Annotated in this window: 17 protein-coding genes; 11 read left to right on the top strand and 6 right to left on the bottom strand. The window is 53.0% G+C overall.

Going from position 1 to position 18,664, the window contains the following annotated elements:
• Positions 1-26 precede the first annotated feature (26 nt).
• The gene (gene lysC, locus E4Z61_RS15515; RefSeq protein WP_135323555.1) at positions 27-1,376 is read right to left on the bottom strand and encodes a lysine-sensitive aspartokinase 3; all 1,350 of its coding nucleotides are present in this window, start codon (positions 1,374-1,376) and stop codon (positions 27-29) included.
• Positions 1,377-1,689: 313 nt separating this feature from the next.
• Here lysC and pgi point away from each other — a divergent pair, with 313 nt between their 5' ends.
• The 5 genes from pgi to E4Z61_RS15490 all read left to right on the top strand — a co-directional run bounded on the left by pgi (position 1,690) and on the right by E4Z61_RS15490 (position 7,512).
• Positions 1,690-3,336, top strand: a complete 1,647-nt coding sequence (gene pgi / locus E4Z61_RS15510; protein ID WP_135323554.1) for a glucose-6-phosphate isomerase — start codon at positions 1,690-1,692, stop codon at positions 3,334-3,336.
• Between the two features lie 401 nt (positions 3,337-3,737).
• Positions 3,738-3,980, top strand: coding sequence for an exopolysaccharide production protein YjbE (yjbE, locus tag E4Z61_RS15505; protein ID WP_135323553.1), 243 nt, complete (start codon positions 3,738-3,740; stop codon positions 3,978-3,980).
• 63 nt (positions 3,981-4,043) lie between these two features.
• A complete protein-coding gene (locus E4Z61_RS15500; protein ID WP_205746869.1) occupies positions 4,044-4,682 on the top strand; it encodes a YjbF family lipoprotein in 639 nt (212 codons plus the stop codon).
• On the top strand, positions 4,679-5,416 hold the full coding sequence (locus tag E4Z61_RS15495; RefSeq protein WP_135323551.1) for a capsule biosynthesis GfcC family protein: 738 nt from the start codon (positions 4,679-4,681) through the stop codon (positions 5,414-5,416). The genes E4Z61_RS15500 and E4Z61_RS15495 overlap by 4 nt, the downstream gene beginning before the upstream one ends.
• The gene (locus E4Z61_RS15490; RefSeq protein ID WP_135323550.1) at positions 5,416-7,512 is read left to right on the top strand and encodes a YjbH domain-containing protein; all 2,097 of its coding nucleotides are present in this window, start codon (positions 5,416-5,418) and stop codon (positions 7,510-7,512) included. The genes E4Z61_RS15495 and E4Z61_RS15490 overlap by 1 nt, the downstream gene beginning before the upstream one ends.
• 40 nt (positions 7,513-7,552) lie before the next feature.
• Here the strand turns inward: E4Z61_RS15490 and E4Z61_RS15485 are convergent, their stop codons facing one another.
• Together E4Z61_RS15485 and E4Z61_RS15480 are read right to left on the bottom strand one after the other, a co-directional pair.
• Positions 7,553-8,008: an acyltransferase gene (locus E4Z61_RS15485; RefSeq protein WP_135323549.1), complete on the bottom strand. Its 456-nt coding sequence runs from the start codon at positions 8,006-8,008 to the stop codon at positions 7,553-7,555.
• A 9-nt stretch (positions 8,009-8,017) separates the two neighbouring features.
• Positions 8,018-8,527, bottom strand: a complete 510-nt coding sequence (locus E4Z61_RS15480; protein WP_135323548.1) for a GNAT family N-acetyltransferase — start codon at positions 8,525-8,527, stop codon at positions 8,018-8,020.
• Between the two features lie 140 nt (positions 8,528-8,667).
• Between E4Z61_RS15480 and psiE the strand changes: the two genes are divergently transcribed.
• Positions 8,668-9,078: a phosphate-starvation-inducible protein PsiE gene (gene psiE, locus E4Z61_RS15475; RefSeq protein ID WP_135323547.1), complete on the top strand. Its 411-nt coding sequence runs from the start codon at positions 8,668-8,670 to the stop codon at positions 9,076-9,078.
• 115 nt (positions 9,079-9,193) lie between these two features.
• Here psiE and malG read toward each other — a convergent pair whose 3' ends face one another.
• The 3 genes from malG to malE form a co-directional block, all read right to left on the bottom strand.
• On the bottom strand, positions 9,194-10,084 hold the full coding sequence (gene malG, locus E4Z61_RS15470; RefSeq protein ID WP_096758729.1) for a maltose ABC transporter permease MalG: 891 nt from the start codon (positions 10,082-10,084) through the stop codon (positions 9,194-9,196).
• A 14-nt stretch (positions 10,085-10,098) separates the two neighbouring features.
• On the bottom strand, positions 10,099-11,643 hold the full coding sequence (malF, locus tag E4Z61_RS15465; RefSeq protein ID WP_135323546.1) for a maltose ABC transporter permease MalF: 1,545 nt from the start codon (positions 11,641-11,643) through the stop codon (positions 10,099-10,101).
• Positions 11,644-11,829: 186 nt separating this feature from the next.
• Positions 11,830-13,020: a maltose/maltodextrin ABC transporter substrate-binding protein MalE gene (gene malE, locus E4Z61_RS15460; RefSeq protein ID WP_135323545.1), complete on the bottom strand. Its 1,191-nt coding sequence runs from the start codon at positions 13,018-13,020 to the stop codon at positions 11,830-11,832.
• Between the two features lie 371 nt (positions 13,021-13,391).
• Here malE and malK point away from each other — a divergent pair, with 371 nt between their 5' ends.
• The 5 genes from malK to ubiA all read left to right on the top strand — a co-directional run bounded on the left by malK (position 13,392) and on the right by ubiA (position 18,621).
• Positions 13,392-14,501: a maltose/maltodextrin ABC transporter ATP-binding protein MalK gene (gene malK / locus E4Z61_RS15455; protein WP_135323544.1), complete on the top strand. Its 1,110-nt coding sequence runs from the start codon at positions 13,392-13,394 to the stop codon at positions 14,499-14,501.
• A gap of 136 nt (positions 14,502-14,637) precedes the next feature.
• Positions 14,638-15,993, top strand: a complete 1,356-nt coding sequence (locus tag E4Z61_RS15450; protein WP_135323543.1) for a maltoporin — start codon at positions 14,638-14,640, stop codon at positions 15,991-15,993.
• A gap of 113 nt (positions 15,994-16,106) precedes the next feature.
• Positions 16,107-17,057, top strand: a complete 951-nt coding sequence (gene malM / locus E4Z61_RS15445; RefSeq protein WP_135323542.1) for a maltose operon protein MalM — start codon at positions 16,107-16,109, stop codon at positions 17,055-17,057.
• A gap of 180 nt (positions 17,058-17,237) precedes the next feature.
• Positions 17,238-17,735, top strand: a complete 498-nt coding sequence (gene ubiC, locus E4Z61_RS15440; RefSeq protein WP_135323541.1) for a chorismate lyase — start codon at positions 17,238-17,240, stop codon at positions 17,733-17,735.
• A gap of 13 nt (positions 17,736-17,748) precedes the next feature.
• Positions 17,749-18,621, top strand: coding sequence for a 4-hydroxybenzoate octaprenyltransferase (gene ubiA, locus E4Z61_RS15435; RefSeq protein WP_135323540.1), 873 nt, complete (start codon positions 17,749-17,751; stop codon positions 18,619-18,621).
• Positions 18,622-18,664: the final 43 nt, after the last annotated feature.

The raw sequence follows: 18,664 nt of genomic DNA, 5'->3' as shown, positions 1-18,664 counted from the left end.
AAGAACCATCGGGCGTTGACTTCTACTTACTCAAACAAATTATGATGCAGCTTTTGTACCGCCTGCTCGGCTTCAGCACCTGGCACCAGGAAGCATAGGTTATGGCTGGATGCGCCGTAGCAAATCATTCGAATGTTGAACGGTTCCAGCACGCCGAACACCTCTTTACCCACGCCACAGGCTTTAGATAAGTCATTGCCAATCAGCGCGACCAGCGCCAGACCTTCTTCAACTTCCACCCGGCACAGCGCAGACAGTTCCATCAGCAGGGATTGTGTTAGCAGCGTATCACCGGTGGATGTTGAACCGGTGGTATCCAGAGTCAGCGCGACGCTGACTTCTGAGGTTGTTATCAAATCCACTGAGATATTGTGGCGTGCCAGGATGCCGAAAACTTCCGCTAAAAACCCGCGAGAGTGCAGCATATTCAGGCTATGCAGCGTCAGCAGCGTTTGCTTGCGACGCAGTGCCAGGGCGCGAAATAGCGGTGGATTCTCGGTTTTATTGCACACCAGCGTACCGCCCGCTTTGGGATCTTTGCTGGAGCCGACAAATACCGGAATATCGCTACGGACAGCAGGAAGCAGCGTCGCCGGATGCAGAACTTTTGCGCCGAAGGTGGCCATTTCTGCGGCCTCTTCGAAGGCAATTTCATCAATACGTTGTGCTGACGGTACAACGCGCGGATCGGTGGTGTAGATGCCAGGAACATCGGTCCAGATATCGACGCGCGTGGCGTGCAGGGCTTCTGCCAGTAAGGCGGCGGTATAGTCGCTGCCGCCACGCCCCAGCGTGGTCGTGCGGCCTTTGCTTTCGCTGCCGATAAAGCCCTGAGTTATCACCAGGCCTTCTGCCAGACGCGGCGCCAGCTGCAGCGTTGCCAGTTCAGCCAGTGCCGTGACATCCGGCTCGGCGCGACCAAAACGATCGTTGGTACGCATTACTTTTCGCACGTCAAACCACTGCGCCTGAACATTGCGCTCGCGCAGGATTTCCACAAACAGCAGGGTGGACATCAGCTCGCCGTGGCTGACCAGTTCGTCGGTCAGAGCGGTTGACGTTGCCAGCGAAGCCGCTTCTGCCAGCGTGGTAATATTTTCCAGCAGACGTTCGATCTCTTCGCGGATCACGTTCGGATAACGCAAACGCTCCAGAATATTGAATTGAATCTGGCGAAGGGTATCGAGTTTCTCGAAGCGTTCAGTTGCCTCCAGTCCTTCAGCTAACGCCACCAGCAGATTGGTGACCCCGGCGGATGCGGAAAGCACTACCAGACGTACGCTGGCATCAGAAAGGACCACATCAGCACTGCGGTTCATGGCGTCGAAATCCGCGACGCTGGTACCGCCAAACTTGGAGACAACTACATCAGTCATAACTACCTCGTGTCAGGGAATGAATAGAGCGACCATGGCACAAAGGCAGAACGGAAACCGGTGCAGGCGCAAATGCAAATACCGTATTTATAAATAAAATGTGTAGCCTGTGCTGTCAACGACGGGATTATGCGGATTTTTCATGCTGCAACGGCGTTGAGTAACGGTACTAATAACAACGCTGATAACCGCTATACTTTTTAGCCTCGTTTGGCGGATGCCCTGGCAACGGCACTAAAACAATCACACTTTTCTGTGACTGGCGTTACAATCGATCTCAGTCACAATTCTCAAAATCAGAAGAGTATTGCTAATGAAAAACATCAATCCAACGCAGACCTCAGCCTGGCAGGCACTACAAAAACACTTTGAAGAGATGAAAGACGTTACGATCGCGGACCTGTTCGCGAAAGATAGCGATCGTTTCAGCAAATTTTCCGCAACGTTTGACGATTTGATGCTGGTGGATTTCTCCAAAAACCGCATTACCGAAGAAACGCTGGCGAAACTGCAGGATCTGGCAAAAGAGACGGACCTGAGCGGTGCCATCAAGTCCATGTTCTCCGGTGAGAAGATTAACCGTACCGAAGACCGTGCGGTGCTGCACGTGGCGCTGCGCAACCGTAGCAATACCCCGATCATCGTTGACGGCAAAGATGTGATGCCGGAAGTGAACGCGGTGCTGGAAAAGATGAAATCCTTCTCTGAAGCGATTATCTCCGGCAGCTGGAAAGGTTACACCGGCAAAGCTATCACTGACGTGGTGAATATCGGTATTGGCGGCTCTGACCTCGGCCCGTTCATGGTGACCGAAGCGCTGCGTCCGTACAAAAATCACCTGAATATGCACTTTGTGTCTAACGTCGATGGTACGCACATCGCCGAAGTGCTGAAAAAAGTTAACCCGGAAACCACGCTGTTCCTGGTCGCTTCTAAAACCTTCACCACCCAGGAAACCATGACTAACGCCCACAGCGCGCGCGACTGGTTCCTGGCGACCGCAGGCGACAACAAGCACGTTGCCAAACACTTCGCGGCGCTGTCCACCAACGGTAAAGCGGTTGGCGAATTCGGTATTGATACCGCCAACATGTTTGAATTCTGGGACTGGGTCGGCGGCCGTTATTCCCTGTGGTCCGCTATTGGCTTGTCCATTATCTTGTCTGTGGGCTACGACAATTTCGTTGAGCTGCTCTCCGGCGCGCACGCGATGGACAAACACTTCTCCACCACTCCGGCTGAGAAAAACCTGCCAGTGCTGCTGGCGCTGATTGGTATCTGGTACAACAATTTCTTCGGTGCCGAAACCGAAGCGATTCTGCCGTATGACCAGTATATGCACCGTTTCGCGGCCTACTTCCAGCAGGGCAACATGGAATCCAACGGTAAATACGTTGACCGTAACGGCAACGCGGTGGATTACCAGACTGGCCCAATCATCTGGGGTGAGCCGGGTACTAACGGTCAGCACGCGTTCTATCAGTTGATCCACCAGGGGACCAAAATGGTGCCGTGCGATTTCATCGCCCCGGCTATCACGCATAACCCGCTGTCTGATCATCATCCGAAACTGCTGTCTAACTTCTTCGCGCAGACCGAAGCGCTGGCGTTCGGCAAGTCTCGTGAAGTGGTTGAACAAGAATACCGCGACCAGGGTAAAGATCCGGCTACGCTTGACCACGTCGTGCCATTCAAAGTGTTCGAAGGCAACCGTCCAACTAACTCCATCCTGCTGCGCGAAATCACCCCGTTCAGCCTGGGTGCGCTGATTGCGCTGTATGAGCACAAAATCTTTACTCAGGGCGCTATCCTGAACATCTTCACCTTCGATCAGTGGGGCGTTGAGCTGGGCAAACAGCTGGCGAACCGTATTCTGCCAGAGCTGAACGATGATAAAGAGATCAACAGCCATGACTGCTCGACTAACGGTCTGATTAACCGTTATAAAGCCTGGCGTTAATCTGCTTCTTCCTTCGAACTTGCCGCCTTGCCGCAATTCGAATGAATTTGCAGATTACCTGTGATAGAAGCCGATATTATTATCGGCTTTTTTTATAAGATAATTCTATTTCGCCACGCTAGCACATAAAAATTTAATTGAGCTTAATCCTAAAATAATTTCACTGGCGTAACGTAATACCTGATATTTTCAGATTTTACGTATATTGAGTTTATTGTTTGTATATTTTAACTGTATGATTTTATTGTTTTTATTTTCATATTAAAAATTATGTTTTATCACTCCTTCTCGTTATCCTAAATTCCCTCTCGACGTAATTTGCATACTTCGCTTGTGTATACTCGTTCTCGCCCGAAATTCTTTTGGGTAAATATCCATTCATTCAATGAAGGGAAATTGTGATGAAAAAAATACTGTATGGCCTTTTGGCTATATCTGCGCTTGCGGCGACTTCTGTCTATGCTGCCCCCGTTCAGGTGGGGGAAGCTGCAGGGTCGGCTGCCGCATCGGTTTCGGCAGGAAGTTCCTCCGCAACCAGCGTAAGCACCGTAGGTTCTGCTGTGGGGGTCGCCCTGGCGGCAACCGGCGGTGGCGATGGCTCTAATACCGGAACCACCACCACTACAACCACCAGTACCCAGTAATACCGGTACGTTTAATTCTAACCACACTTCGGTGTGGTTATTTTGCCGCTGCGGAGAAACGTCGTGAAGCGACCTGCGCTCATATTGGTTTGCCTGTTACTACAGGCGTGTTCAGCCACCACCGAAGGGCTGGGCCATTCGCTGTGGGATAGCGTGTTTGGGGCGCCCGGCATACAGATGACGGATGATGATATCCACAACATGCCCTATGCCAGTCAGTATATGCAGCTTAACGGCGGGCCGCAGCTGTTTGTGGCGCTAGCGTTCGCCGAAAATGGGCAGCAGAAATGGGTCACCCAGGATCGGGCAATGTTCGTGACACAACACGGACGTCTGGTGAAAACGCTGCTCGATGGGGACAACCTGATCGCAGTGAATAATCTGGCGGCAGACCCACTCATCAAACCTAATCAGGTCGTCGATGGCGCAACGTGGGCCCGCACGATGGGCTGGACCGAGCATAAGCAGGTCCGCTACGCCACCGCCCGCTCGGTCTTCACATGGGATGGCACTGACAGCATCCGAATTGCCAGCGATGAAACGCCGGTACGCGTATTGGATGAAGAAGTCACGACCGGGCAGACTCGCTGGCATAACCGCTACTGGGTAGACAGTGATGGCATGATTCGCCAGTCAGAGCAGTATCTGGGCGCGAATTATTTCCCGGTGAAAACCACGCTGATCAAGGCGGCGAAACCATGATGAAACGAATGATTACCGCACTGACCTTCAGCCTGTGCGCTGCATCTGTTTTTGCTGCTGGCAGCGTAAAAGTGATGACGGCAGGCAGCACAGAAGCGAAAACGCTGACCGGCGCAGAGCATCTGATCGATCTGGTGGGTCAGCCGAAATTGGCGAATAGCTGGTGGCCGGCGGCGGTGATTGGTGAAGAGCTGGCAACCGTTACGGCGCAGCGCCAACAGCAGGCGCTGTTGGGACGTCTGGCGGCGCTGAGCGCAGAAGAAAGTGGCGACGATGCTGCCGCCATCAACACGCTACGTCAGCAAATTCAGGCGCTGAAGGTGACTGGCAGACAGTTGGTGAATCTCGACCCGGACGCGGTGCGGGTGAGTGAGCGTGGTAATCCGCCGTTGCAGGGCAACTACACCCTGTGGGTCGGACCTCAACCAACGGACATTACGTTGTTTGGCTTGTTAAGCCAGCCGGGTAAACAGCCGTTTACCTCCGGGCGCGATGTTGCCAGTTATCTCGAAGGGCAAAGCCTGCTGAACGGGGCGGATCGCAGCTACGCGTGGGTGGTCTACCCCGACGGACGCACGCAGAAAGTGCCGGTCGCTTACTGGAATAAACGCCACGTTGAGCCGATGCCTGGCAGCATCATTTTTGTTGGGCTGTCTGATTCTGTCTGGAGCCGTGCCCCGGATGAATTCAATGTCGACATTCTTCGTACCCTGATCCAGCGGATACCTGAATAATGAGAAAAACTTATCTGCTCAGCCTATTGGCGCTGGGTATCAGCACGGCTTGCCACGGTGAAACGTATCCTGCGCCCATTGGTCCTTCCCAGTCTGACTTTGGCGGCGTAGGGCTTCTGCAAACCCCGACCGCACGAATGGCGCGTGAAGGGGAAATGAGCCTTAACTACCGTGATAACGATCAGTACCGCTACTACTCCGCATCGGTGCAGTTGTTCCCGTGGCTGGAAACAACCCTGCGCTATACCGATGTGCGCACCAAAAAATACAGCAGTGTGGCGTCGTTTTCGGGCGATCAGACTTATAAAGACAAGGCTTTTGACCTCAAATTGCGGCTGTGGGAAGAGAGCTACTGGATGCCGCAGGTGGCGGTTGGTGCGCGGGATATCGGCGGAACCGGTCTGTTTGATGCTGAGTATATTGTGGCGAACAAAGCCTGGGGACCGTTTGATTTCTCTCTCGGTCTTGGTTGGGGATACCTCGGGACCAGCGGTAATGTGAGTAATCCTCTGTGCTCGTACAGCGATAAATTCTGTTATCGCGATAACAGCTATAAGCAGGCGGGTTCTATTGACGGCAGCCAGATGTTCCACGGTCCAGCGTCGCTATTTGGCGGCGTAGAGTATCAGACTCCCTGGCAGCCGCTGCGTCTTAAACTGGAGTACGAGGGCAATAATTATCAGCAGGATTTTGCCGGTAAGCTGGAACAGAAGAGCAAGTTTAACGTCGGCGCTATTTATCGCGTCACCGATTGGGCCGACGTTAACCTCAGCTACGAGCGCGGCAATACCTTTATGTTTGGCGTTACGCTGCGGACTAACTTCAACGATTTGCGGCCTTCCTATAACGACAACGCGCGACCGCAATATCAACCAGAATCGCAGGATGCCATCCTGCAACATTCGGTGGTGGCGAATCAGCTCACGTTACTGAAATACAACGCCGGGCTGGCGGATCCGAAACTCCAGGTGAAGGGTGATGCGCTGTATGTGACCGGCGAGCAGGTCAAATACCGTGACTCGCGCGAAGGGATCGATCGCGCAAATCGGATCGTGATGAACGATCTTCCTGATGGGATCCGCACGATCCGTATTACAGAAAATCGCCTTAATTTACCGCAGGTCACCACTGAAACGGACGTCGCCAGTCTCAAGCGTTATCTGGAAGGTGAACCGCTCGGACATGAAACTGAGCTGGTGCAAAAACGTGTCGAGCCGGTGGTGCCGCAGACTACCGAGCAAGGCTGGTATATCGATAAGTCACGCTTTGATTTTCACATTGATCCGGTGCTTAACCAGTCGGTGGGCGGCCCGGAAAACTTCTATATGTATCAGCTTGGCGTGATGGGAACGGCGGATTTGTGGCTAACCGATCATCTGCTGACCACCGGGAGTTTGTTTGCCAACCTGGCCAATAACTACGACAAGTTTAACTACACCAATCCGCCCAGTGATTCGCATTTGCCGCGAGTTCGTACCCATGTGCGAGACTACGTGCAAAACGATGTCTACGTGAATAACCTGCAGGCCAACTACTTCCAGTCACTTGGCAACGGGTTCTACGGGCAGGTGTACGGCGGCTATCTGGAAACCATGTTCGGCGGCGCGGGGGCTGAAGTGCTGTATCGTCCGCTGGACAGCAACTGGGCGTTTGGCGTTGACGCCAACTACGTGAAGCAGCGTGACTGGCGCAGCGCGCAGGACATGATGAAATTCACCGACTACAGCGTGAAGACCGGGCATCTGACAGCGTACTGGAACCCGTCATTCGCCCAGGATGTGCTGGTGAAAGCCAGCGTGGGGCAGTATTTGGCGGGCGATAAAGGCGGAACGCTGGAAATCGCTAAACGCTTTGACAGCGGCGTGGTGGTAGGCGGTTATGCAACTATCACCAATGCCTCGCCGGATGAGTACGGAGAGGGCGATTTCACCAAAGGGGTGTACGTTTCCGTACCGCTTGATCTGTTCTCGTCAGGCCCGACCCGCAGCCGAGCCGCAATTGGCTGGACGCCGTTGACGCGTGATGGCGGCCAGCAGCTTGGGCGTAAGTTTGGTTTGTACGATATGACCAGCGACAGGAGCGAGAATTTCCGTTGAGGTAAATGTTGATTGCCCGGTGGCGCTAAGCTTACCGGGCCTACAATCTGCGCAGGAGCCTGGCTGGATTTCCGGCGTACACACCTTTCTCAATAATTGATTTTGTCACCACGCTGCCTGCGCCTATCACAGTGCCATCACAGATGCTGACCGCGAGGATGGTTGCACCGCTACCGATAGAAACATCATTGCCGATGGTAATTCGCCCCCAACTGTTGCGATCAGCATTGGGTTTTCCATCCCGAAACATATCGTTAGCGAACATCACGCCATGCCCGATAAAACATCGACATCCGACAGTGACATATTCGCAAATGAAAGTATGCGACTGAATTTTTGTTTCCGTGCCAATACGCGTATTCCCCTGGATTTCAACAAAGGGTCCAACAAACACGTTGTCGTCGAGTTGGCAGTCATAGAGATTGACAGGCTCATAAATCACGACGTTTTCACCACACGTGACGTTACGGACAGCGGACTGACGAATTGTTGTCATTTTGGTTTCTCAAAGTTGTTTTTCCATGATGTGCAGTATGCTTGTCTGGGAAGCCGTCGTAAAAGCCATGTCCTTCACAAACGTCATCCCTTGCTGCTCATAGAACCGCTGCGCACGGGGATTATCAGCCAGTACGTCCAGCCAAAGGCATGTCTCATTTTGCGCTTTGGCTTGCCGGATAACTTCGGTAAAAATTTGCTCGCCATATTGTTTGCCGGTTTCACCAGGCATCAGGTAGATCTTATGCAGCAATGTTCCGGATTGGCCGCCTGTTTCCATCGATTGTTGTAGGCTGTATTTCGCAAAACCAACGGGTGTGTTGGCAAAGGCGATCAGCCAAATGGTCCCCGGCTGGGCTAAACTTCTGGCGATCGCCGACAGGGAATATTCTTGCTCAAGATAAGTATCGAGCTCATCCATGTTATTCCACAGAGATGAAAAATGATGTCTATAGCTGGTATATCCCATTGAGCTTAACAGGCTGGCATCGTCGAGAGTTGCTATTTGAATCGTAAGCATTTTGCTGTCCGTTCAAGAGGTTAGAGGCATCGTTATTGTTGCATCATTATTGAGCTGCACAAAACATAAACAAAAAATGTAGATCTCTGTCACATTTTTGCGTTATACAGGAACCTTGCCACTGAGTAAGAGGTGCTGTTATGACGTCGCTATCTCGTCCGCGCGTGGAGTTTATCTCCACGATTTTACAGACCGTGTTGAATCTTGGATTGCTGTGTCTGGGATTGATTCTGGTGGTATTCCTCGGGAAAGAGACGCTGCATCTGGCAGATGTTTTGTTCGCGCCGGAACAAACCAGCAAGTATGAACTGGTGGAAGGGCTGGTGGTTTACTTCCTCTACTTTGAATTTATCGCGCTGATTGTGAAGTATTTTCAGTCTGGCTTTCACTTTCCGCTACGCTATTTTGTCTATATCGGGATCACCGCGATTGTGCGGTTGATCATCGTCGATCATAAAGCGCCTATGGATGTGCTGATCTATTCTGCGGCGATCCTGTTGCTGGTGATCACGCTGTGGCTGTGTAATTCCAAACGGTTGAAGCGTGAGTAAATTACTTAAAAAAAAGGCGCTCCGTAGAGCGCCAAATAACAGTCACAGGTTGGGATAACATAAGTTGAGGGTTGCAGTGGCATTGCCCGTTGCCGGGCAGGTACTTCGATGAAACTTAACCTTTCACACCGCCTGCCGTCAGGCCGTTAACCAACCAGCGTTGGGCCAGCAGGAACACCAGGGTGATCGGAATAGCAGAAAGCACGGCTGCGGCGGCAAAATCACCCCACAAATAGTTCTGTGGATTGAGATACTGCTGCATACCGACTGCCAGGGTGTAGCTGTTCACATCACGCAACAGCAGTGAGGCGACCGGTACTTCGGTAATCGCGGCAATGAACGACAGAATAAACACCACCGCCAGAATCGGCACCGAAAGTGGCAGCAGCACCAGACGGAATGCCTGCCATGGCGTTGCGCCATCCAGCGCGGCTGCTTCTTCCAGCGAACCGTCAATGGTTTCGAAATAGCCCTTTATCGTCCATACATGCAGCGCGATACCGCCGAGATAGGCGAAGATCACGCCGCCGTGGGTGTTAAGTCCGATAAACGGAATGTACTGGCCCAGACGGTCAAACAACGCGTATAACGCCACCAGCGACAGCACCGCCGGGAACATCTGGAAAATCAGCATGCCTTTCAGCAGCGTCGCTTTGCCCGGGAAACGCATACGGGCAAAGGCGTAAGCACAGGTGGTGGAAAGCGTCACAATACCGATCGCGGTAATGGTGGCCACTTTCACTGAGTTCCACAGCCACAACAGCACAGGGAACGGGGGTGGCGTCACGCGACCGTCTGCATGTTCAACGCTAAAGCCCAGCGCCAGTTTCCAGTGCTCCCAGGAGATATTTTCCGGGATCAGGCTGCCGGTGGCGAAGTTACCTTCGCGCAGTGAGATAGCAATCACCATCAACAGCGGGAACATGATCGCTGCAATGAAAATCAGTAGCAGAAGGTGCGTGGTGAACAAGCGTAGCTTCTGAGATTTGGGTTGGACCATAGCCATGTTCAATGCCCTCCTTAGTCGAATTTCATTCGTGTGGCTTTCAGGTTCACAATCGCCAGCGCGCCAACCAGCAGGAAGATCAGTGTGGCAATCGCTGCCGCCAGACCGAAGTCCTGACCACCACCGCCTTCAAAGGCGATACGGTAGGTGTAGCTGACGAGCAGGTCGGTATAACCGGCTGGCGTGGTGGTGCCGAGTCGGTCCGGGCCACCGTTGGTCAACAGCTGAATCAGTACGAAGTTATTAAAGTTAAAGGCAAAACTGGCGATCATCAGCGGCGTCAGCGGCTTGATAAGCAGCGGCAGCGTAATCTTAAAGAAGTTCTGGAACGGGCCTGCGCCATCCATTGCCGAGGCTTCATACAGATCGTCCGGAATCGCTTTTAGCAGCCCCATGCACAGGATCATCATGTACGGATAACCCAGCCAGGTGTTGACGATAATAATCATCGAACGCGCGGTGGTTGGGTCGCTGAACCAGGCCGGCTTGATGCCAAACAGCGCGCTCAGCATCATGTTGATTTCGCCGAAACTCTGGTTGAATAACCCTTTGAAGATCAGAATCGAGATAAACGACGGTACGGCATACGGCAGAATCAGCAGGACACGGTAAATTGCTTTGCCCTTCAGCGATTCCCACTGTACCAGGCACGCCAGAACCATACCGACGGCAACGGTCAGAATCACCGTCAGGACTGAGAACACCACCGTCCAGACAAAGATGGCGAAGAACGGTTTCTGGATGCCTTCATCGGTAAAGACGCGGGTGAAGTTATCCCAGCCGATGGCAACGGTATAGCCCGGGCTGAGTTTCTCTGTACCCCAGCTACCGTCAGCGTTAATCGCCTGATAATAACCAATATCGTTATTAGCGCGATATTTTACGCCGCTCTGATTGTTGGTAAGCAGGCCGTCATCGGCAAGTGTATACAGCGGCTGCGTACCGGAGAACTGACGCAGCGAGCTCATGATAACTTTGCTTTCATCCGGCAGGATAGCGGTCAGGTGGTTTAGCGCCTGGCGGTTCTGCGTGATGATGCGCAGCGTCCCACGTTCGCCCGCTGGTAAGGCATCCGTTTCTTTCAGTTGCAGTTTCTGTTCGCCACCAAATTTAAAGGCGTCGGAAACATAATTCTTGCCTGTTTCACCGTCGGTGAGCGCCAGTTGCCACTCATCACCCGCCGGATACAGACCAAAGTTGTAAGTTTTACCTGCCTGATAAGAACGGTCCATCAGAACTTCCTGGGCGCGTTCAAAGGTCAGCTGGTTGGTACTGCTGTAGTTGGTAAAAGCAATTGCGATGGTACAAACCAGCGGGAACAGGACAAACAGTCCCATACCGGCAACGCCAGGGTAAACATAGCGCCAGGCGTAGGCTTTACGGTTGGCGAAAATATACAGGCCAGCAGAGCTTAAAATCAGCGTCATGATGGCAAACAGGTACTCCCCCTGAGCGTACATCAAAACAACAAGGTAGCCCACCAGCAGGCACAGCAGACCTATTACTGACCATTTCAGCACGTCGCTTTGCCACCAGTGTTTCTTTTTAATGACATCCATGGGGATCTTCCTCTTTACACTTTATCTTTCGCGCTACCTCTTTGTTGGCTGCGAAAGCGCACCCCAGTCACTTACGTAGGTAAGCTCCTGGGGATTTGCATCCTTGCCGCCTCGATGTAGCGCGAATGATTTCGTGTAACAACGTATTCAATAAACCTGATTCCCTAAGAAATAAGGGAAACCGTATTACTTGGTGATACGACCTTGTGCATCTTTCAGCGCGGCATCGACGGTCTGACGACCGCTGGCAGCGTTGATCACGGCGGTACGAACGGCATACCAGAATGCAGACATCTGCGGGATGTTCGGCATGATTTCGCCTTTCTCGGCGTTACCCATGGTGGCCGCGATACGAGGGTCTTTCGCTAACTGTTCCTGGAAGGATTTCAGCGCGACGGCACCCAGCGGTTTGTCCTTGTTCACTTCATCCAGACCCTGATCGGTCAGCAGGTAGTTTTCGAGGAACTCCTTCGCCAGTTCTTTGTTCGGGCTGGCGGCGTTAATACCGGCGCTCAGTACGCCAACAAACGGTTTAGATGCTTTGCCTTTGAAGGTTGGCAGCAGCGTTACGCCGTAGTTCACCTTACTCTTATCGATGTTCGACCATGCCCACGGACCGTTGATGGTCATCGCGGTATCGCCTTTGTTAAAGGCCGCTTCGGCGATGGAGTAGTCGGTATCCGCGTTCATGTGTTTGTTCTTGATGAGGTCAACCAGGAAGGTCAGACCCGCTTTCGCGCCAGCGCTATCCACGCCCACGTCTTTCACGTCGTACTTGCCGTTTTCAAACTTAAACGCGTAGCCACCGTCGGCAGCAATCAGCGGCCAGGTGAAGTACGGTTCTTGCAGGTTGAACATCAGGGCGGATTTACCTTTCGCTTTCAGCTCTTTATCCAGTGCTGGAATTTCTTCCCAGGTTTTCGGCGGGTTTGGTACGAGGTCTTTGTTATAAATCAGCGACAGCGCTTCAACGGCGATTGGGTAGGCAATCAGCTTGCCGTTATAGCGTACTGCATCCCAGGTGAACGGGAACAGTTTATCCTGGAAGGCTTTATCCGGGGTGACTTCAGCCAGCAAACCGGATTGCGCGTAGCCGCCAAAGCGGTCATGTGCCCAGAAGATGATGTCCGGGCCGTCACCGGTCGCGGCAACTTGCGGGAATTTTTCTTCCAGCTTATCCGGATGTTCAATGGTGACTTTGATGCCGGTGTCTTTCTCGAATTTTTTACCCACTTCAGCAAGGCCGTTATAGCCTTTGTCGCCGTTGATCCAGATAACCAGTTTGCCCTCTTCAATCTTGGCGAGAGCTGAGGCGGAAAACATCATCGTCGTCAATGCAGACAATGCGAGGATGCGTGCGCCAGTTTTGATTTTCATATTCCCCATCCTTTTTGGTGATGTGCGCTTGGATACACAGAGGTGGCTTAACGGTGTCTAGTTTCTTTATACGACAACCTCTTTCCATCCTCCTTGCCCCTACGCCCCACCTGTTCTTTATGTGACCTGTGTTACAAAAATGTGAGTAATGCGTGCTGGCGCACATAAAAACCCACTGATTTTTGCGGGCAACATCACGAAATTCCTTGACGGCGTACTGCCAGGGTCTCAGACGCTGCTCTCTCATCCTCCCGCCTCCTCCCCCATAAAAAAGCCGGGGGGTGGAGGATTCACGCTCCTAATGGATCACGCATAGTCAGCCCATGATGAATGTTGCTGTCGATGACAGGTTGTAACGAAGGGAGAAGGGCATGGCGAGCGTACAGCTGCGAAATGTAACGAAAGCCTGGGGTGACGTGGTGGTATCGAAGGATATCAATCTCGACATTCACGAAGGAGAATTCGTGGTGTTTGTCGGACCGTCAGGCTGCGGTAAGTCGACTCTGCTGCGTATGATCGCCGGGCTGGAAACCATCACCAGCGGCGACCTGTATATCGGGGACACCCGAATGAATGAAATCCCGCCCGCCGAACGTGGCGTCGGTATGGTCTTCCAGTCCTACGCGCTGTATCCCCATTTATCCGTTGCCGAGAACATGTCCTTTGGCCTCAAACTGGCCGGTGCAAAAAAAGACGTCATGAATCAGCGCGTTAATCAGGTCGCTGAAGTCCTGCAACTGGCGCACCTGCTGGAGCGTAAGCCAAAAGCGCTTTCTGGTGGTCAACGTCAGCGTGTGGCGATTGGCCGTACGCTGGTGGCCGAACCGCGCGTGTTCCTGCTCGATGAACCTCTTTCCAACCTTGACGCAGCACTGCGCGTGCAGATGCGTATTGAAATCTCCCGCCTGCATAAACGTCTGGGTCGCACGATGATTTACGTTACCCACGATCAGGTCGAAGCGATGACGCTGGCCGACAAAATCGTGGTGCTGGATGCCGGTCGCGTGGCGCAGGTCGGTAAGCCGCTGGAGCTGTATCACTACCCAGCCGATCGCTTTGTTGCGGGCTTTATTGGTTCACCGAAGATGAACTTCCTGCCGGTGAAAGTCACCGCGACCGCTATTGATCAGGTGCAGGTTGAATTACCTAACCGCCAGCAAATCTGGCTACCGGTAGAAAGTCGCGCCGTTCAGGTTGGCGCCAACATGTCTTTAGGTATTCGCCCGGAACATCTGCTGCCCAGCGATATTGCTGACGTCACGCTTGAAGGCGAAGTTCAGGTGGTCGAGCAACTGGGCCACGAAACGCAAATTCATATCCAGATCCCCGCCATCCGTCAAAACCTGGTTTACCGCCAGAACGACGTGGTGTTGGTAGAAGAGGGTGCCACATTCGCTATCGGCCTGCCGCCAGAGCGTTGCCATCTGTTCCGTGAGGATGGCACTGCATGTCGTCGGTTGCACCAAGAGCCGGGCGTTTAAGGTCCCCATTAAAAAAACAAAACGCAAAACTATTCGCGACTGCATCGAGGCGGCAAGTGAAAGAACGCAGCCAACAAAGAGGCAGTCCGAAGGGTGAAGCGTTTAAAGAAAAGCAATGATCTCAGGAGATAGAACGATGATTACTCTGCGCAAACTCCCTCTGGCGGTTGCTGTAGCAGCAGGCATTATGTCTGTTCAGGCAATGGCTGTAGATTTCCACGGTTACGCTCGTTCCGGTATTGGCTGGACGGGGAGTGGCGGTGAACAACAGTGTTTCCAGGCAACCGGTGCACAAAGTAAATACCGTCTCGGTAACGAATGTGAAACCTATGCGGAATTGAAACTGGGCCAGGAAGTGTGGAAAGAAGGCGATAAGAGCTTCTACTTCGACACCAACGTCGCTTACTCCGTCGCACAGCAGAATGACTGGGAAGGTACCGACCCGGCATTCCGTGAAGCAAACGTGCAGGGTAAAAACCTGATCGAATGGCTGCCTGGTTCTACTATCTGGGCCGGTAAGCGCTTCTATCAGCGTCATGATGTTCACATGATCGACTTCTACTACTGGGATATCTCTGGTCCTGGTGCCGGTATTGAAAACATCGATCTGGGCTTCGGTAAACTGGCCCTGGCAGCGACGCGTTCTCAGGAAGCGGGCGGCTCTTACGCGTTCAGCAGCCAGAATATTTATGACCGTACCAAAGACACCGCTAACGACGTGTTCGACGTGCGTTTAGCGCAGATGGCCATTAACCCGGACGGTATGCTGGAACTGGGTGTGGACTACGGTCGTGCTAACACCACCGATGACTACAGCCTGGCAGACGGTGCTTCAAAAGATGGCTGGATGTTCACCGCTGAACATACCCAGAGCATGCTGAAAGGCTATAACAAGTTTGTCGTTCAGTATGCGACAGACTCCATGACCACTCAGGGTAAAGGCCTGAACCAAGGCTCTTATGGTTCTTCTACCGGAACCATTACCAATCCAGATGGTTCTACTTCGAATATCGCCAATAACGTCGTCAATAACAACGGTAGCCTGTTCCGCGTGTTGGACCACGGTGCAATCTCCCTGGGCGACAAATGGGATCTGATGTACGTCGGTATGTACCAGAACCTCGACATGGATAACGACCTGGGTACCGAGTGGTACACCGTGGGTATCCGTCCGATGTACAAATGGACGCCGATCATGAGCACCTTGCTGGAAGTTGGCTATGACAACGTGAAATCGCAACAGACCAGCGATCGCAACAGCCAGTACAAAATCACCCTGGCGCAACAGTGGCAGGCTGGCGACAGCATCTGGTCACGCCCGGCAATCCGCGTCTTCGCAACGTATGCAAAATGGGATGAAGAATGGGGCTACGTCAAAAATGGTAACGACGTAACCAAATTCGCTGCGGCGACTAATTCCGGTATCAGCACCACCAGCCGTGGCGACAGCGACGAGTGGTCCTTCGGTGCCCAGATGGAAATCTGGTGGTAATCCAGCATTAATCTGACGTCATGACCGAAAGAGGGGCGTAAGCCCCTCTTACTTAAGGTTTAGCGCGCTATTGCCTGGCCACCGCTGAACCCATGCTATCTGAGGTGATAACAATGAAAATGAAGAAAAGTCTCGTTGCCCTTTGTTTATCTGCAGGGTTATTTGCCAGTGCGCCCGGCATCAGCCTGGCCGATGTGAATTTTGTGCCGCAGAACACCACTGGCGCACCCGCTATTCCCACAGCCGCACTGCAACAATTAGCCTGGACGCCCGTAGATCAATCCAAAACCCAATCCACGCAGCTTGCGACTGCCGGTCAACGACTGGACGTGGCGGGGATTAGCGGTCCGGTTGCCGCCTATAGCGTACCGGCCAATATTGGTGAGCTGACGCTGACGCTTTCCAGCGAAGTGAACAAACAAACCAGCGTATTTGCGCCAAACGTGCTGATTCTTGATCAGAACATGACGCCATCTGCTTTCTTCCCCAGCAGCTATTTCACCTACCAGGAACCGGGCGTGATGAGCGCGGATCGCCTGGAAGGGGTCATGCGCCTGACGCCAGCGCTGGGCCAGCAGAAGCTCTATGTTCTGGTCTTTACCACCGAGAAAGATCTCCAACAGACCACGACCCTGCTTGACCCGGCAAAAGCCTATGCCAAGGGCGTGGGTAATGCTGTACCAGATATTCCGGACCCAATCGCCCGTCATACCACCGATGGCTTGCTGAATCTGAAAGTGAAAACCAGCTCTTCTTCCAGTGTACTGGTCGGGCCGCTGTTTGGCTCCGCCGGTCCAGGACCGGTGACGGTGGGTAATACCGCCGCGCCTGCAGCAGCCTATGCGGCTCCGACTGCGGTGGTAGCCGCTCCGGTAGCGGCGCCTGCACCGCAGAAAAGCGAGCCGATGCTGAACGACACTGAAAGCTATTTTAACCAGGCTATTAAGGATGCCGTTGCGAAAGGCGATGTCGATAAAGCGCTGAAGCTGCTTGATGAAGCTGAACGTCTGGGATCGAAATCTGCCCGTTCCACCTTTATCAGCAGTGTAAAAGGCAAGGGGTAACCGTCTCCCCACATTGCTGATTTTGCAACAACTGGTGCGTCTCCTGGCGCACCTTTTTTTATCCTTCGGTGCTACTTGTTACACTTATGTTGCTCTGCCGATCACTTAATTATGTTTGCTCACCCCGTAATGCCTTTTCTGCGATACAATGCCTCCAGGTTATAAATCGGAGAGTAAGGCATGCCACACCCTGCGTTAACGCAACTGCGTGCGCTGCGTTATTTTGATGCGATCCCGACGCTAGACCCCCAACTGCTTGACTGGTTGTTACTGGAAGACTCCATGACCAAACGTTTTGAGCAGCAGGGAAAACGGGTAACCGTAACGTTGATACGAGAAGGATTTGTTGGTCAAAATGAGGTGGCTGAAGAACTGACGCTGCTACCGACAGAATCCCGCTATTGGCTACGTGAAATCCTGCTCTGCGCGGATGGTGAACCCTGGCTTGCCGGGCGCACAGTGGTGCCTGAATCTACGTTGTGCGGCCCTGAGCTGGCCTTGCAAAATCTGGGGAAAACCCCGCTCGGGCGCTACCTGTTTACATCATCGACATTGACCCGAGATTTTATTGAGATTGGCCGCGATGCAGCGCTGTGGGGGCGTCGTTCCCGCCTGCGACTGAGCGGTAAGCCGCTGATGCTTACCGAGCTTTTTTTACCTGCATCGCCGTTGTACTGAGAGGATTATAAAGATGGAGTGGAGTCTGACGCAGAATAAGCTACTGGCGTTTCACCGCTTGATGCGTACGGATAAGCCAATCGGCGCCTTACTGCTGCTCTGGCCAACGCTGTGGGCGCTGTGGGTGGCAACCCCTGGGGTGCCGCAATTGTGGATCCTGGCGGTTTTTGTTGCCGGAGTGTGGTTAATGCGCGCTGCCGGATGCGTGGTAAATGATTACGCCGACAGAAAATTTGACGGACATGTCAAACGCACGGCGAATCGACCACTGCCAAGCGGAGCGGTGACTGAGAAAGAGGCCCGCACGTTGTTTGTTGTGCTGGTGCTGCTCGCCTTCCTGCTCGTGTTAACGCTAAATACGATGACGATTTTGTTATCTATTGCCGCGCTAGCTCTGGCGTGGGTCTATCCCTTCATGAAGCGCTACACGCATCTGCCGCAGGTGGTGCTGGGCGCGGCGTTTGGCTGGTCTATTCCGATGGCATTTGCCGCGGTGAGCGAGTCTGTACCGCTGAGCTGCTGGCTGATGTTCCTCGCCAATATTCTGTGGGCGGTGGCTTACGACACGCAGTATGCGATGGTTGATCGGGATGATGACCTGAAGATTGGCATTAAATCAACCGCGATTCTGTTTGGTCAGAACGATAAGTTGATCATTGGGATTCTGCAGGTGGGCGTACTGGGGCTGATGGCGCTGGTGGGTTGGCTAAACGGACTGGCGCTGGGCTATTATTGGTCTCTGCTGGTTGCGGGTGCGCTGTTTGTGTATCAGCAGAAGTTGATCGTTAACCGCGAACGGGATGCCTGCTTTAAAGCGTTTATGAATAATAACTATGTGGGCCTGGTGCTGTTTTTAGGTCTGGCGATGAGTTACTGGCATCTTTGAGTTTAGGTTAGTCTGCAAAATAAAAACCGGTCATGTCGACCGG

Source organism: Citrobacter tructae (assembly GCF_004684345.1).
GTDB lineage: Bacteria > Pseudomonadota > Gammaproteobacteria > Enterobacterales > Enterobacteriaceae > Citrobacter > Citrobacter tructae.
Note: the sequence above shows the minus strand (reverse complement) of the source record. Positions and strands in the feature narration are given on the sequence as shown.